A 14,648-nucleotide genomic window follows, 5' to 3' on the forward strand; every position below is an offset into this window, starting at 1 on the left:
TCATACGTCACTTGCTCATTTTAGCGTTCAGATCGGCTTCGAACTTGGCAATGCCTTCGGGATTGGACCGGCTCAGCAAAATGCCGTCGACGCTCGTCGTCTTCCCTTTATTCGCGCTCACATCTTCGCCCTTCAAGCCCTTGATCAGCAGTTCCATCGCTTTATATCCCATGTTGTACGGATCTTGTCCCGCAATCGCCTGCAAAATATTGTCTTTCTCCTTCAGCATCGCGATCAATTGATAGCTCGCATCGGTGCCGAACACATACACCTTGCCCGATTTGCCCGCATTCTTGACCGCCATCGCCGCTCCGATCGTACCACCCTCGTTGGCCGCCCAGATGACGTTCACGTCCGGGTGAGCCGTCAAAACATCGCCGACGACGGAGACAGCCTTATCCTGAAGCCATGCGTCTTGATCGGCCACGACCTGCACATCGGGGTTTACTTTCTTCACTTCTTCCAAAAAGCCGTTTACCCGGTCGGTGCTTTGCTGCGGGAGCTGGGACTTGTATTGCAGCACGGCGATTTTCGCTTTTCCCCCAAGCTTCTCTTGGATGAAGCGGGCCGCTTCTTTCCCGGTCACCTGGCCGATATTTTTGTTGTCCGACGTATAGCCGCCGACGATGAACGGTGCGTTGGTCAAGGAAATGTTCGTTACGGAAACTTTCACCCCTTTGTCGTCGGCCCGTTTCAGCGCAGCCACCGAAGAATCCTGATTGAGCGGCGCGATGGCGATCCCGTCCAGCTTTTGCCCGATATACGTGTTGATCAGCTCGGTTTCTTTTCCTTGGTCGTTCCCGGTATTTCCCGTCAAAATTTTGACGCCGGCCGCGTTGGCCGCATCCTGATAGCCGAGCGACAGCAACTTCATAAACTGGTCTTCCTGAAAGACGACGCCGGCAACAACGAGATTCGCTTTTTTCTCTTCTTTTTGGGCCGCGGTTTTCTCTTCCTTTTTCCCGGAATCGCTCGCCGCCGGTGTCTGCCCGCAAGCCGCAAGCGAGAAGGCCAGTGTAAGCAATGCCACGGAAACCAAACCTTTTTTCAATCTCTTCATATTCAGCACCCCTGACTTTAGTGTGGATTTGTTCCTGCGGAGCATGCGGTCCGCGGGACCCGAAACCGGCTTTTCCAAGGCTGTCCGGCTTCTGTTTTTATTCTAAAATGGACGAGGAAAGCCAACAACAAGACTGTTTTTTTATTTGTTGTATTATTTTTGTTTCTTTGGCGATTCATTTGTCGGCACGGTGACCAAACGGGCAGGCCGCTCATAAAATGCATCATCCAAGCCGCGGGAGATGAAGACTGTGAGCAAAGCGAAAACTGCCAAAAAGAACGTCCCGGCGTCATCCATCGACAAAACCAAGTTCAACATGAAGGTGGTGACCTCGGACGTGTGCGCCCGCTGCCGCAAATGCGAGCGCGGACTGCGGTATCTCGAGAAAATGTCCCAGCCGGGCGCCGTCGGCAACGGGGTACCGTGCATCCTGACCAAAGGCAAGGCTTACGCTTAGCGTGGTACTTGTACGACGAATCGGCGCCAGCGAAATGAAAAAGGGCAAGGTACGCTTCCGGCGGTTCCGGAATTCGTCCCTTGCCCTTTAGTATGATAGCTTGCGGTTGACTGCGCTTCCTTGCGGTCGACTGTCCTTCGCTCGTCGGCAGGCTTCCTCTACCCCTTCAGCACGTACGTCCGCCCGCCTTCCGCCTCAAATACCAGAACGCCGTCGCGGACCTCGAACGTCGCTGCTTCGTCGTCCGCCACCACGGCCGACACCGCCGTCTGCGTCCGAATCCGGCAGGTGCCGCTGTGTCCGGCGCGAATTATCGCTTCCGTCAGCCGATGGTCGTCCCAAGTCAGGCCGACCTCGTAGCCGCCGCGCGCCCGCAGCCCGTAGACGCGGCCCGACGGCCAAGCCTTCGGCAGCGCCGGCAGCAGCGCCAGCTCCCCCCCGTGAGACTGCAGCAGCATTTCCGCGATCCCGGCCGTGCCGCCGAAGTTGCCGTCAATCTGGAACGGGGGATGCGCGTCGAACAGGTTCGGGTACGTCGACTTGGCGAGCAGCGCCGCTACGTTGTCGTACGCCTTGTCGCCTTCGCCGAGCCGCGCCCAGAAGTTGATAATCCACGCCCGGCTCCAGCCGGTATGCCCTCCGCCGTGCGCGAGACGGCGCTCCAGCGTCCGCTTGGCTGCTTCCGCCAGATCCGGCGTGCGGTGAAGATGAATCATCTCGCCGGGGTGCAGCGCGAACAGCTGTGAGATGTGGCGATGGCCCGGGTCGGCTTCCTCGTAATCCTCCAGCCACTCCATGATCTGGCCATGCCGTCCGATCTCGGGCTTTGGCAGCTTCGTCATGGCCTCCGCGAGCTGTTGGCGGAACGCCTCGTCCATACCGAGCGCTGCCGCCGCTTCCCGGCACGCCTCGAACAAAGTGAATGCGATCTGCGAATCCATCGCGGGCGCCATGCATAGATTGCCGGTGATTCCGCTTGGCAGCACGAACTTGTTCTCGGGCGATATGGACGGTCCCGACAATAGCCGTCCCTGCCCGTCCTCCAGCAAATAGTCCAGCAGGAACTCCGCCGCTTCCTTCATGACCGGATACGCCCGGTCCGCCAAGAAAGACCGGTCAAGCCCGAAACGGTAGTGCTCCCATAGATGAAGCGACAGCCAGGCTGCGCCCATCGGCCATATCGAGGCGCTGACCGGAATGCCCTCCACATGTGTATCGCCCCACAGATTCGTGTTGTGATGCGCCATAAAGCCGCCGCAGCCGTATACCTCCCGGGCCGTGACCCGGCCGCTTTCTCGCATCCGCTCGATCAAGTCGAACAACGGCTCGTGGCATTCCTTCAAATGGCACACTTCCGCAGGCCAGTAGTTCATCTGCGTGTTGATATTAATCGTAAACTTCGATTCCCAGGGCGGCGTGTAGTTATCGTTCCATATGCCCTGCAGCGTGGCTGCGAGCGAGCCCGGACGCGAACACGACAGCAGCAAATACCGCCCAAATTGGAAAAATGTTTCCACCAATCCCGGATCGTCATGCCCCTCCTTCACGCGCTGCAGCCGCTCGTCCGTCGGCAGAGACGCCGCCTGATCCGGCTCCGGCTTCGCCAGCTCCAATCCGACCCGCCGGAAATAGCGGACGTAATCTTCCGTATGCGCACACTTCAACTCTTCGTACGGCAGCGATGCCGCCCTTGCTATCTGCTCCAGGCAGACGGCTTTCGGATCGTCATGCCGAAACGTCGTGCCCGCCGAAAGCAGCAGGGTCACCGCATCTGCGCCCTCCACCGAGATAAAGTCGCCGATCGGCTTCACGCTGCCGCCCTCGGCAATCGCTTTCAAGACCGAGCTGAAGCGGACGCCGTCCGTACCGCACTCGCCGTACATGATCATCGTATCTTCGCCATATTTTTGGCTGCCCATATCGAACGGGCGGCGCATCATATGCGTACTGAACGTGAGGCTTCCCGGCCGGTCAGCCGTCAGTCTGACGGCCAGCACCTGATGGGCCGCACTGCTGAAATATTCCCGCGTATAGCGGACGCCGTCCATTTCATAACGGACCTGTACAAGAGCCCGCTCCAGATCGAGCTCCCGTTTGTAGGCTTGCGGTGGCTTATCGTGCCCGAGCATGTACAGAAGCAGATCGCCGAGCGGCTGGTACGGATGCAAATATTTAGGCGCAGACATCAACGCCATCCGGGCCAAATGCTCCGCTTCCTGCTGCTTTCCTTCCATCAGCAGCAGCCTGATTTCCGGCACGTTCACCCGCGCGTCGGGGTTATTCGCTTTTTTCGGTCCGCCGTACCAGACGGAATCTTCGTTTAATTGAATTTTGTCCTGCCCCACCGTGCCGAATACCATGCCACCGAGCCGGCCGCCCCCGATCGGAAGCGCCTCCTCCCACCTGCGGGCCGGAGCCGAATACCACAGCGCCAATCGGCTGGAACATTCCTTCATCCGTCATCCCTCCCCTATTCTAATTATTGTAGCCGATAGCTCGGCGCTGGGATATGTACTTTCTTACGATGCATTTGGACAAAAATAAGGTCCGGATCAGGGACACGCCCGCAATCCGGACTTACGTACGGCATAACGTCAAAGCGATACTTGCTGCTCGCTCAGCCACGACACGATATGCTTTTTGAACTTTCGCGCAGCCGGTGAAAGGTGCTTGAAGGATACGGCCGCGAGCACAATCGTGCGGTACGGGTCGCCTTCGAGACCGATCATGTGAATGCCGTCCAGCGCTTCGTACAGCACCATCGCCGGCAAAATGCTGATCCCGAGCCCGTTTTTCACCATCGCCATGATCGCTTGATCTTCCAGCACCTCGTATTTGATGTTCAGCGACAGCCGGTTGATTTTGATGATGCGCAGCAGGTCGCTTTCCTTGCCCCACTTCGGCATAATGAACGGCTCCGCTTGCAGCTGGGCCAGCGACATGACGTTCATCTCGCGATAAGGAGACTCGTCCGGCACGATGCAGAGCAAGTTGTCCTTGGTCAGCGGAATGATGTCGAAAGGCCGGGCCGCCGTTAACGAAACGAAGCCGAAATCGACCGCGCCGCTCGTAATCCAATCGTTAATTTCGTCGTAGTCGCCCTCCAGCAGCTTAATCTCGATGGCCGGGTGCTCCGCCTGGAACCGCTTCATGATGCCGGGCAGCCACTGGGTGGAAATGCTCGTGAAGGTGCCGATCCGCACCGTACCGGTCTCCAGCCCCTGAATCGAAGCGACCTCCTGCTTGAGCAGCTCGCTTCGCTGGATAATGTCCCGGACATGCTTCAGCACGCGCGCTCCGTTCGGCGTCAGCCCGATCCCTGCGCGTCCCCGGGTCAGCAGGGCAAAGCCCCATTCGGACTCCAGACTGGCGATGGCATGGCTGACCGCCGATTGGGTCAGTCCGAGCTTCTCGGCCGTCCGGGTCAGACTCCCTAACTCAACGACAGTGCTGAATACTTCGTATTTCGCCAATGACATGGATCGTCTTCCTTTTCATGAAAATAATTCACATATTATATGATAAACATTCATTTTTCTTATTCATAGTGTACCGTTATACTAATCGATGTGTAAATACATATCGTGTTGGGAGCCGGACAGATGAGAACGGAAATTAAAGCGGATTTGATGATGCTGGGAGCGACGATGCTATGGGCGTCCTCTTATTTGTTTACCAAAGTCGGATTGCAATCGCTAGAGACATTTAATCTTATTGCTTTGCGGCTGCTGATTGCATTTCTGCTGTCGGCGCTTGTTTTTCATAAGCGGGTACGGAGCGCCAGTTGGTCGACGTTGAGTTCGGCTTTTGTGCTAGGCTCGATCTTGTTTCTCAGCTTCGTGTTCATCACCTTCGGGGTCAGGTCGACCTCCGCTTCGAACGCAGGCTTTCTCGTCGGTCTTTCGGTGATCTTCGTTCCTATATTGTCGATCCTTTTCCTGAGGAAAAAACCGGAGGCTCGCTTGCTTCTGTGCATCGGACTCGCCATCGTCGGGATCGGCCTGCTGACGCTAACCTCGTCGCTGACGATCAATCAAGGGGATATTTACTGCATGCTCGGTTCGCTGCTGTTCGCCGTGCATATGCTTGTTACGGGCTCGGTCGTCAAACAGGGGGATGCGATCGCCCTCGGCGTGCTGCAGCTCGGATTTGCCGGATTGTGGGCGCTATCCTTCTCCTTCCTGATGGAGACGCCGAAGCTGCCGGATACATTCGATGCGTGGACATCGATCCTCGGCCTGAGCGTCTTATGCAGCGCCGTCGCTTTTGTGCTGCAAGCCACCGTGCAAAAATATGCCTCGCCTACACGCACGGCGCTAATTTTCGGCATCGAGCCGTTGTTCGCTGCGATTTTCGCTTTTGTTTTCGCAGGGGAAACGTTGACGTCCAGAGGGTACGTCGGCGCGGCGCTGCTGCTGCTCAGCGTATTTCTCGCACAGACCGATGTGAAGAAGCTGCTCGACGGGAAGCGGCTCGCCGTCAAGAAGCACCGGCCGGTAAGCAAGTAGCTTGGAAGAATATAGAGGAACACGGATGTCTTAACTACAGCGAAACACCAGCGTTTTGAAAAATAAGACATCTGCGATGCGCTAACCTGTCCGTGCGGAGGGAAAATTATATTTTTTGACAAGCATAGAGGAACATGTGTTCCTCTATCATTCACGATCCGAGGCAAAAAGGTACGATAGCGCACCTGGGTTCCTCTAATTTTCGTACCGCACACTTTCCCGGCCGCGGCGTCACGGCCCTGCATGGTGCAGTCAGTCCCATTAAGCACGCCCCGCGCACTCTCGCAAACCACAAGATCCCGCCTGCTCCTTCTGAGAGCATGGGCGGGATCTTTTCATTTCGCTTCAAATCTTAAACCGGTAACCCGCGCCCCAGATCGTATCGATATACTGCGGATTGGACGGGTCCTGCTCGATTTTGTCCCGCAGCTTATGGATGTGCACGGTGACGGTCGCGATATCGCCGACCGAATCGTAGCCCCAAATGTGCTCGAACAGTTGGTCCTTGCTGAACACGCGGTTCGGATTGGAAGCGAGAAACGTCAGCAGATCGAACTCCCGCGTTGTAAATGTCACTTCCTGATTGTTCACGAACACGCGGCGGGACGACTTGTCGATGAGGAGGCCGCGGATGCGGATTTCCTCCGTCTGCGGAGCCCGGCTGCCGAGCAGCCGCTCGTAGCGCGACAAATGCGCCTTCACGCGGGCGACTAGCTCGCCCGGACTGAACGGCTTGATGATGTAATCGTCGGCGCCGAGGCCAAGGCCGCGGATTTTATCGATCTCTTCCTTTTTCGCGGACACCATCAGAATCGGAATATCGTGCTTGTCGCGGATTTTCCGGCATATCTCGAAGCCGTCTACTTTGGGCAGCATCAGATCGAGAATGATCAGATCGTAATTCCCCGTGAGCGCCTTCTTCAGTCCCTCATCCCCGCTGTGCTCCATATCGACCTGATACCCGTTAATTTCGAGATAATCCCTTTCCAGCTCGGCAATGCTCGTTTCGTCTTCGATAATTAAAATATTTTTCATCGCTCAGCCCTCGCCGCCCGTAATTTGATGGAGCGTAAAATAAATGCTCGTGCCTTCGCCAAGCGTACTTTTGGCCTGAATGACGCCGCCGTGCTCCTCGATAATATGCTTCGCAATGGCAAGACCCAGCCCGCTGCCACCGGTACCGCTGTTCCGTGACGGGTCCGCCCGGTAAAACCGGTCGAAAATATGCGGCAGCGCCTCCGGCGGAATGCCTTGACCGTTGTCCCTTACCTCCACGATGACCCGTTCGCCGTCGGACCGCATCCGCAGCGTGATGAGTCCCTCATCCTTATCCATATATTTGATGGCGTTGCCGATCAAATTGACCAGCACCCGCTTCAGCTTCTCCCGGTCGGCCGTAACCCACACCGGAGCTTGCGCCTCCGGAACGTCGAACCGAAGCGTGACGCCTTTCTTTTCAATGTCGGCGTGCAGCTGCATGTCGAGGGTGCAGTCCCGCAAAAAAGCGTTCAAGTTAACCGGTTCAAAATGAAACGGCAGCTTCTTCAAATCCAGCTTGGAGAACAAAAACAGTTCGTCGATCAGATGATCCATCTGAACGGCTTTGGCATAAATCGTCTTCAAATATTTGTCAAGCTTATCCGGCGAGTTCGATACGCCGTCCATAATGCCTTCGACATAGCCTTTAATGGCGGTCACGGGCGTCTTCAGATCGTGCGAGATGTTGGAAATAAGCTCCTTGCGATTCTCTTCGTACTTGAGCTGCACTTCGACGGATTGCTTCAGCCTCCGGCGCATCTGCTCGAAGGACACCGCCAGTTCGCCGATCTCGTCCTTCGCCTGCGGATTGACTTCAAAGTCGAGATTGCCTTCGCGGATTTCGCCTGCCGCCCGCTGCAATTGACGAAGCGGACGAATTACGCTGCGCGATACCCAATACGTCAGCAAGCCGTTGGTCAACACGAGAATAACGAGCAGCGAAATAAAAAACGCCGAGGTGTAGGTGCGGGCAAACTTGCCGATAAAATTCATGTCTGTGGCGACAAAAACACTCCCCGGACTGCCGTCCTTGAACCGGAAATCGTACTGCCGGGATAAGAACCACGGACCCCGGTCCTTCATCGTCCGGCCGTTGCGATCCGAATCCGCCACCCCGTACGGCGGCAAATTGCGAAGCAGCCCCGGCTTGTTCAGCTTCTCCGAGACGTAGGCGACGCTCTCCTGCTTGCGGATGACCAGCCCCATATTAATCGGCTTCAGCCGCTCTTCGAACTGCGCCACGACTGCCGGGTCCAGCAGGGAGTCCGGATCTTCCGTCGTCTTGAGCTTTAATTCGGCACTGACGGCGGCTTCCTTCTCGATCACTTCCTCGATGGCATTGTGGCTCTTCATATCGACGTTGTACAGCGACTTGACGTCGCCAAAAAAAGCGGCGACAATGATCAAAAACGCGACGCCGGCAAGGATGACCGGCACGATAAGCATCAAGAAATAGGATAGTACCAACCGGACTTTGATGGACATCGCTTTGGTCTCCTAATATTGTTTTCGCTCGAATAGGGTATAGCCTCCTGTAAAAAACAATATACAACAAGCGGCCAGAAACATAAAGACGTTCAGGATTTTACCGGACGCCACGGAGGCTCCGAGCCATAGCATATGCCAGTCGGTGTAAGCCGCAGGGGTGTATACCGCCAGCGCGGGCACGAAGTAAGCGCCGAGCTTTGCCGAAGCGTACAGCAGAATGCAAACCGTCAGCGCGCCGCTGCCGTTTTTGAAAAATTGGGCGATAAAAGCCGCGGCCAGTCCGAGCGTGAACAGAGGCAGCAGCGCCGTGACATAAGCAGCAGCCGTCCGGCCCAGTCCCTGCACAACCGCACCCCCGCCGCCCAGAAACAGAAGGCTTGCCACCGATACGACAAAGGCGATCGCCAGATGCAGCGCCGTATACCCGAGCATGGCGGCCAGCTTGGACGTGAACGCTTGAAATCTTGTGATCGGCCGCGTTAGAAGCAGCTTCATCGTCTTGTCGCCCGCTTCTCCGGCGAACATGTCGGACGCCGTCATAAAGAGCAGCAGCGGCAAGTAAATGGCTGTGTAAAAGCCCAGCAGGACGACCGGGAAATCCGCAGAGGTCAGCGCCGCTACGCCGAAGCCGAATTGAAGCCGCGAGGCGGCAGCTGCCGCAGCAATCGGGATCAGGGCGGTCAGGACGAGAAAAACAATCGTTTTGCGTCGGGCCAGCAGCTTTGCCAGCTCGTTTACCGTATTCGCATAAAAACTAGGCATGGACTTCCGCCCTCCTTTCTTCGCGCACTTGCTCCATAAAATAATTCTCCAGTGTCATCGGGTTCGCGCCGCGGACAATATCCGCTACGAAATCTTCCCGAACCAGTCTTCCGTTATACAAAATGCCGATCCGGCTGCACAACTGCTCCATCTCCGTAATCAGATGACTGGATAAGAAAAACGTAATGTGCTGCTCGCGGGCCAGCCGGGCGATCAATTCGCGCATCTCCACCATGCCCTCGATATCGAGTCCGTTCGTCGGCTCATCCAGGATAAGCAGCTCCGGCTCGGACAGGATCGCGGCGGCTACGCCCAAGCGCTGCTTCATGCCTAGCGAGTATTGGCTTACTCTCTCGTGCTTGAAGGCGGCGAGCCCGACCAGTTCCAGCACCTCGTCGATCCGTTTGCGGGGCAGCTGCGGGTAAAACCGGGCGGCGAGCTCCAAATTTTTGTAGCCGCTCATGTAATCGTAAGCGTCCGCCGTTTCGATAAGCACGCCCACCTTGCTCATCGCTTTCACGAAGTCGGCTGAGGCATCTTGCCCGAACAAGCGCACCTGCCCCCGATCCGCCCGGCACAGTCCGGCAATGATCTTCATTACGGTCGTTTTACCGGCTCCGTTCGGCCCGAAAAATCCGTAAATATCTCCACGCTGCACTTGCAGCGTAATATTTTCCACGCCGCGCCGGTTGGCATAAATTTTAGTCAATCCATTTAGCTCCAGGACAGCTTCCATCGGCTCATCTCCTTATTATCGAAGCTCAAGCTGGTCGCGGACGGCGAAGGGCAGCTCGGGCCGCCCCTCGTCCCGCCGCAGGTACCGTGCTTATTCTCCGTGTTTTTTCACATCGATCGTCTTCACTTGCTTGCCGTTCAGATCGATGTGGTCCGGCGTCGTGCCGTTGAAGTTGGACAAGCCGAAATCGGCGGCAACGACGACTTCATGGGAAACGCCTTGTGCATCCTTGCCGCTGATCGTCAGCGTCATTTCCTGCTTCTCGATCCGGTTGTCCGCGTTGACTTTGGCAGCCAGATCGAACTTGTCGATCTTCACGTCCTGCGTCAGCTTCGGCATGCTGTCGTGGAGTCCCTGGAGCTTATCGCCGAAAGGCCCTTGAACACCGTTATGATGCCCTTCTGCGTTTGCAGCCTGCTTCACCACAAGCGATCCGATCGCATTCGCCACCGCCGGAATTTGGCTTCCGCTCAGCTGCATCGCGATGTTCTTCGTCCCGTCCGCTTGCGGCGACAGGGTGACATAATCCTTCAGATTGCCGACCAGCGCGTCGACGACATTCTCGACTTCGGCGCCAATGCCGTCCGGAGCTTGCCCCCGGTGTTGGCCCGCTTTCCCCTTCCACTCTTTTCCTTCTATGATGTTGTATACGTCGTTGTCGCTCGCTTTGACGATTTGCTTGCCGTCCTGGTGGTAGAGGCTAACTCCCTGACTTGCTCCGCCGCCGTTGAGGTTGATTTCCGCGCTCATTTCGTCCTTCGCCTTATCGGCTTTAACGGTCGACTGCACGTCGAGCAACTTCGTTCCGTTATCCTTCACCGTCACATTCATTTGCTTCGTCACGTTTTGTACCGCGAACGTTTGCTTGACGGCCGATTTGTAAGCGTCGTACCCCGGGGCGTCTCCAAGCCCCGCATAGGCGGAACCGATCAAAAGCAGGCTTCCGACGGCTACGCTGACTCCGGTTAATGCGATTCGTTTGTTCATGGTTTCTTCCTCCTTGGGATTGGGGTTTGAAAGCATCTCCGGCTTCCATACTTCCATCCTAACCGGAAGAGCTAAACATTCTAGAAAACGGGGATTAGCCGTTTCTAAACAATTCATTAAAACTTTATTAACCGGTCGCACGATTCCCCCCGGGAATACGAAAAAACCCCGGATCGTTCTGATCCGGAGTGGTGGGATCTGGCTACGATTTAACAAGATACCGGCAGCGTTGTTAAGTCTATCAGACTTATGTCTGCCGAACGCTAACCGCCGGTTCAAGCACGGTTAGCGTGCTGTTGAACGTATTCAGGTTCACCGTAGCCCCGATAGGAATCGCGGCTTTATAGTGGCCGTGTCCGGTCGCGAGATTCGTCAGCAGGGGCTTGCCGAGAGGAACGACGAATTCGTTGATTACATCTTCATAAGACTTGCCGTAGGCGACCGGACAATCCGTGCATTCGCCCATGATGATGCCAAGACAGTCTTGGAACTTCCCGGCCAGCTTCAAATGATTTAAATACCTGTATACCGTATTGGCCGGCTCGTGGGTTTCTTCCAGAAACAACACCTTTCCTCTTGTATCGATCTCGTAAGGCGTACCCAATGTATCGACCACAGAGGTCAGATTGCCGCCGACAATCGGTCCGGTCACATTCCCCGGTACACGGCTGACCAGCGGAACATTCGGCGGATTTAAAATAGGCCGATAAGAAGACAACGACGACACGGCGGTAAAAAACTGGTCAAAATTATACGCGGGGGTATCCGGTTTGAAATCAATCAGCATGAGGCTGTGAAAGGCGATGAGCCCGCTATAGTAATACAGCGCGTTTAGAAGAAACGTCACGTCGCTGTAGCCGGTAATGATTTTCGGATTGCATCGGATGATGCCGAAATCGAGGTAAGGCAGCATACCGGCCACGCCTACGCCGCCGCGGGTAGGAAGAATCATATTAATCTGCGGATTGGCGAACATCGTCATCAAGTCGTACGCCCGCTCTTGGTCGGTACCGGCAAGGAAACCGTTACGGGCATATGCATACCTTCCCAAGACGACCTGAAACCCCATCCCTCTCAACACCTGGACATGCGCATCGATCACGTCAGCCTCCAACGGACTGCCCATGGCAACGACTCCGATGGTATCACCTCTTTGCAGCGCAGGCGGTCTAATGGCCATATGCCCACCTTCCTCTCCCAAAGCGTCGTGCGACTTCCGTCTTTTCAAGTATATGGGGGCACGTATCCGGGCATCCCTATTTTGCGCTGCAGATAAAAATGATTTATCAGAAGCAATCCGAAAACCAGGAAGGCCCGTTTCCATTAAATCAGCTCTATCGGAATGTAAATTTCCGTTTCGGAATCTTCGTTGTCGGGACCTTGGTAGGCAGATCCGTAATATTCAAATTCATAAGGAAGGGTCAAGGCATATTCCGACTGGGGAAGCCACGTTTCATAAATGTACTTGTAAGTGAATGAAACATGACGGGAGAGCCCTTTATGGATAAACCGGATATATTTGGCCGGGGGGACGGTTTTCGCGGTCATCGTCAGAGGAATCTCGGTAATGCGCTCCACCTCTAAACCGCACATAACATAGAAACCGTTCATATCGTAATTTGTCGGCCAAAATCCGAGCTGATAATACTTCTCGGGCACGTTCCGGCTCGCAGGAAGGTCCGTTTCCCGAAACAAACGGGACCAGGCTTCCGTGATCGGGTGAGCGGATTGCTGAACGACGGCTACCAGCCCCACGATGCGAATCTCCCCCCGCTCCACGATCTGGGGCTCTATGCCCCTGATCGTGTCTCTGTAACGAATGTCTTCTTGCCGCAGCCTGCTGAAGCGGTGGAGCGGGTAAACAAAGCTCTGCTTGCGCAGCTCGGAAGGCGTAATGCCAAACATCCTTTTGAACGCCCGGACAAACGTTTCATAATTCGTAAATTGATATTCCGTTGATATGTCAATACTTTTCCTTCTGGAGTGAATCAACTGATCGGCGGCTTCCGTTAATCTTCTTTTTAAGATGTATTCACTGGCCGGGAGTCCGGTGATTCCATGAAACAACCGACTAAAGTGGTGATAGGAATAGCCGATTTCTTTGGACACGTCAATGACCGACAGCTCTTCTTTCAGGTTCGCTTCGATAAACTCAATGGCTTTACAGATGACGTCCTTATTGTTCATGATCCTCGAACTCCCTTTATCGGCTGCTACGCATCCTTATTTTCGTCTTCCGGCAGCCACTCGGGCCAATTTTTCGCCCATGCTGCCACCTTCACATTCTTCACCCGATCGCAGCCGGGAAAATACGCTTTAATATCAAGAATAGGAGTGCCCGGATAAGCATCGATTTCCGAAATCTCGATCTTCCCTGATTTTTCGTCGACCTTATGGATTCTCACGGTGCTTAGACCGATAGGGTTGGGTCGCACGGGCGAACGGGTGGCAAACACCCCGGTAACAGGCGCATCGTAAGGAGGCTCGATTCGAGTCGTTTGGCGGTAGACAGCGTTATCGAACTCATGAATCCACCAAAGCACCTGCGCATGGCTGAAGCCTGCCAATTCCTTAAGAGCCGGTACGTATGGTTCAAAAATGCTCAAGCTCATCTTCCCATTCTCCGCTTGAACATACCCGACAGGTACTATTGTAAATGATTTGCTTTCCTGCGTCTGCAACTTCATCATCCCCTTCTTCTTTTTCTTTATTGTACCGGCTCCCATTGTTATTTTCCTGATCCTGTTTGTGCTGTTAAGGGCCATTTCACCCGGTTATCGAACGAAACCTGACTTCATTTGATACATCCAACGGCAAACAGCCCGCAGGTCACCCCGCGAGCCTTATCCCATGCCTCGTAGCCCTTATTCCACCTTCGCGCCGTGCGAGCGCAAAAACAAGATCGCTTGCGCCGCGTCCATCCGGGCGCCCTTGACCTCAAGCGACTTCAAATCGACGCCATCCAGGTTTGCGCCTCGCAGATCGGCTCCGTACAGCTTGCATTTGGCAAGCTGCGCGCGGGTGAGATCGGCTTCCCGCAGGTCCGCTTTTTCGAAATTGCATTCGTACAAATCGGCTTCCGTGAACCGGACTCCTCTCAGGTGCTGCTTGGACAGATTGGCGTGCCTCAGACTAGTGTACGACCAGTCGCCCCGATCGATGGTTTTCCCGTCGAAGCTCGCCTCGGAGAAGTCGGAGCCGACCATTTTGCACTCCTCGAATTTGGCGACAAACAGATTCGTCCCTCTAAATCGGCAGTTCGTAAAAGCCGAACCATGATGAACGGACGCATTAAACTGAGCCCCGGTAAAATCGCAATCGATAAACTGGCAGCCCGACGTCCACAGCTCTTCCAAATGGGCGGTGCGAAACCGGCAGCGCGAGAACGTGCAGTTGCGCAGCTCCCCCTCGCGAAAATCCGCTTGACTAAAATCTTTTTCGGTAAACGAGTGATCCACATATTCAAACATCCGATATCATCCATTCCTATGAATAGTAGGAAAAAAGCGATCTAAACCCGAACAAAACAAGAACAAGTGTTCTTATTTTTATCTTAGCAGATATCGGAAAAGAAACAAGGTTTAGGTCTGACAAGTTCATCCTATGGCAGAT

At 55.1% G+C, this 14,648-nt stretch carries 14 protein-coding genes; 2 read left to right on the top strand and 12 right to left on the bottom strand.

What is annotated here, in order from left to right:
• Positions 1–7: 7 nt before the first annotated feature.
• Complete coding sequence (locus NI000_RS03475; protein WP_253407738.1) at positions 8–1,060, bottom strand: substrate-binding domain-containing protein; 1,053 nt, start codon at positions 1,058–1,060, stop codon at positions 8–10.
• Positions 1,061–1,301: 241 nt separating this feature from the next.
• Between NI000_RS03475 and NI000_RS03480 the strand changes: the two genes are divergently transcribed.
• The gene (locus NI000_RS03480; RefSeq protein ID WP_253407740.1) at positions 1,302–1,517 is read left to right on the top strand and encodes a hypothetical protein; all 216 of its coding nucleotides are present in this window, start codon (positions 1,302–1,304) and stop codon (positions 1,515–1,517) included.
• Positions 1,518–1,675: 158 nt separating this feature from the next.
• Here the strand turns inward: NI000_RS03480 and NI000_RS03485 are convergent, their stop codons facing one another.
• Both NI000_RS03485 and NI000_RS03490 read right to left on the bottom strand, forming a co-directional pair.
• The gene (locus tag NI000_RS03485) at positions 1,676–3,973 is read right to left on the bottom strand and encodes a glycoside hydrolase family 95 protein (protein ID WP_253407743.1); all 2,298 of its coding nucleotides are present in this window, start codon (positions 3,971–3,973) and stop codon (positions 1,676–1,678) included.
• Between the two features lie 138 nt (positions 3,974–4,111).
• The gene (locus tag NI000_RS03490; protein WP_253407745.1) at positions 4,112–4,996 is read right to left on the bottom strand and encodes a LysR family transcriptional regulator; all 885 of its coding nucleotides are present in this window, start codon (positions 4,994–4,996) and stop codon (positions 4,112–4,114) included.
• Between the two features lie 123 nt (positions 4,997–5,119).
• Here NI000_RS03490 and NI000_RS03495 point away from each other — a divergent pair, with 123 nt between their 5' ends.
• Positions 5,120–6,025 (top strand): DMT family transporter, encoded by a 906-nt coding sequence (locus tag NI000_RS03495; RefSeq protein WP_253407747.1) that lies wholly within the window; start codon positions 5,120–5,122, stop codon positions 6,023–6,025.
• Between the two features lie 345 nt (positions 6,026–6,370).
• On the opposite strand, the gene NI000_RS03500 is transcribed toward NI000_RS03495, so the two are convergent.
• The 9 genes from NI000_RS03500 to NI000_RS03540 form a co-directional block, all read right to left on the bottom strand.
• Positions 6,371–7,060, bottom strand: coding sequence for a response regulator transcription factor (locus NI000_RS03500; RefSeq protein WP_010492322.1), 690 nt, complete (start codon positions 7,058–7,060; stop codon positions 6,371–6,373).
• A gap of 3 nt (positions 7,061–7,063) precedes the next feature.
• Positions 7,064–8,548 (bottom strand): sensor histidine kinase, encoded by a 1,485-nt coding sequence (locus tag NI000_RS03505; protein WP_253407749.1) that lies wholly within the window; start codon positions 8,546–8,548, stop codon positions 7,064–7,066.
• Positions 8,549–8,560: 12 nt separating this feature from the next.
• Positions 8,561–9,313, bottom strand: a complete 753-nt coding sequence (locus NI000_RS03510; protein ID WP_253407751.1) for an ABC transporter permease — start codon at positions 9,311–9,313, stop codon at positions 8,561–8,563.
• Positions 9,306–10,049, bottom strand: coding sequence for an ABC transporter ATP-binding protein (locus NI000_RS03515; protein ID WP_253407754.1), 744 nt, complete (start codon positions 10,047–10,049; stop codon positions 9,306–9,308). Before NI000_RS03515 ends, NI000_RS03510 begins: the two co-directional genes overlap by 8 nt.
• Before the next feature lie 90 nt (positions 10,050–10,139).
• On the bottom strand, positions 10,140–11,036 hold the full coding sequence (locus NI000_RS03520) for a hypothetical protein (RefSeq protein ID WP_253407756.1): 897 nt from the start codon (positions 11,034–11,036) through the stop codon (positions 10,140–10,142).
• Between the two features lie 247 nt (positions 11,037–11,283).
• Positions 11,284–12,216 (bottom strand): S66 peptidase family protein, encoded by a 933-nt coding sequence (locus tag NI000_RS03525; RefSeq protein WP_253407757.1) that lies wholly within the window; start codon positions 12,214–12,216, stop codon positions 11,284–11,286.
• Between the two features lie 143 nt (positions 12,217–12,359).
• Complete coding sequence (locus tag NI000_RS03530) at positions 12,360–13,223, bottom strand: AraC family transcriptional regulator (RefSeq protein ID WP_253407758.1); 864 nt, start codon at positions 13,221–13,223, stop codon at positions 12,360–12,362.
• Between the two features lie 26 nt (positions 13,224–13,249).
• Entirely contained in the window at positions 13,250–13,801 is a 552-nt protein-coding gene (tsaA, locus tag NI000_RS03535) for a tRNA (N6-threonylcarbamoyladenosine(37)-N6)-methyltransferase TrmO (RefSeq protein ID WP_309247867.1), read from the bottom strand.
• A 99-nt stretch (positions 13,802–13,900) separates the two neighbouring features.
• The gene (locus tag NI000_RS03540) at positions 13,901–14,506 is read right to left on the bottom strand and encodes a pentapeptide repeat-containing protein (RefSeq protein WP_253407760.1); all 606 of its coding nucleotides are present in this window, start codon (positions 14,504–14,506) and stop codon (positions 13,901–13,903) included.
• Between the last annotated feature and the right edge of the window lie 142 nt (positions 14,507–14,648).

The sequence above is a fragment of the Paenibacillus tyrphae genome, from assembly GCF_024158745.1.
Classification (GTDB): domain Bacteria; phylum Bacillota; class Bacilli; order Paenibacillales; family NBRC-103111; genus Paenibacillus_G; species Paenibacillus_G tyrfis_A.

Bases quoted from the DNA above. Each gene is read 5' to 3' on its own strand.
- NI000_RS03475 (WP_253407738.1), bottom strand. From the start codon at position 1,060: ATGAAGAGATTGAAAAAAGGTTTGGTTTCCGTGGCATTGCTTACACTG.
- NI000_RS03480 (WP_253407740.1), top strand. From the start codon at position 1,302: ATGAAGACTGTGAGCAAAGCGAAAACTGCCAAAAAGAACGTCCCGGCG.
- NI000_RS03485 (WP_253407743.1), bottom strand. From the start codon at position 3,973: ATGAAGGAATGTTCCAGCCGATTGGCGCTGTGGTATTCGGCTCCGGCC.
- NI000_RS03490 (WP_253407745.1), bottom strand. From the start codon at position 4,996: ATGTCATTGGCGAAATACGAAGTATTCAGCACTGTCGTTGAGTTAGGG.
- NI000_RS03495 (WP_253407747.1), top strand. From the start codon at position 5,120: ATGAGAACGGAAATTAAAGCGGATTTGATGATGCTGGGAGCGACGATG.
- NI000_RS03500 (WP_010492322.1), bottom strand. From the start codon at position 7,060: ATGAAAAATATTTTAATTATCGAAGACGAAACGAGCATTGCCGAGCTG.
- NI000_RS03505 (WP_253407749.1), bottom strand. From the start codon at position 8,548: ATGTCCATCAAAGTCCGGTTGGTACTATCCTATTTCTTGATGCTTATC.
- NI000_RS03510 (WP_253407751.1), bottom strand. From the start codon at position 9,313: ATGCCTAGTTTTTATGCGAATACGGTAAACGAGCTGGCAAAGCTGCTG.
- NI000_RS03515 (WP_253407754.1), bottom strand. From the start codon at position 10,049: ATGGAAGCTGTCCTGGAGCTAAATGGATTGACTAAAATTTATGCCAAC.
- NI000_RS03520 (WP_253407756.1), bottom strand. From the start codon at position 11,036: ATGAACAAACGAATCGCATTAACCGGAGTCAGCGTAGCCGTCGGAAGC.
- NI000_RS03525 (WP_253407757.1), bottom strand. From the start codon at position 12,216: ATGGCCATTAGACCGCCTGCGCTGCAAAGAGGTGATACCATCGGAGTC.
- NI000_RS03530 (WP_253407758.1), bottom strand. From the start codon at position 13,223: ATGAACAATAAGGACGTCATCTGTAAAGCCATTGAGTTTATCGAAGCG.
- tsaA (WP_309247867.1), bottom strand. From the start codon at position 13,801: ATGGCCCTTAACAGCACAAACAGGATCAGGAAAATAACAATGGGAGCC.
- NI000_RS03540 (WP_253407760.1), bottom strand. From the start codon at position 14,506: ATGTTTGAATATGTGGATCACTCGTTTACCGAAAAAGATTTTAGTCAA.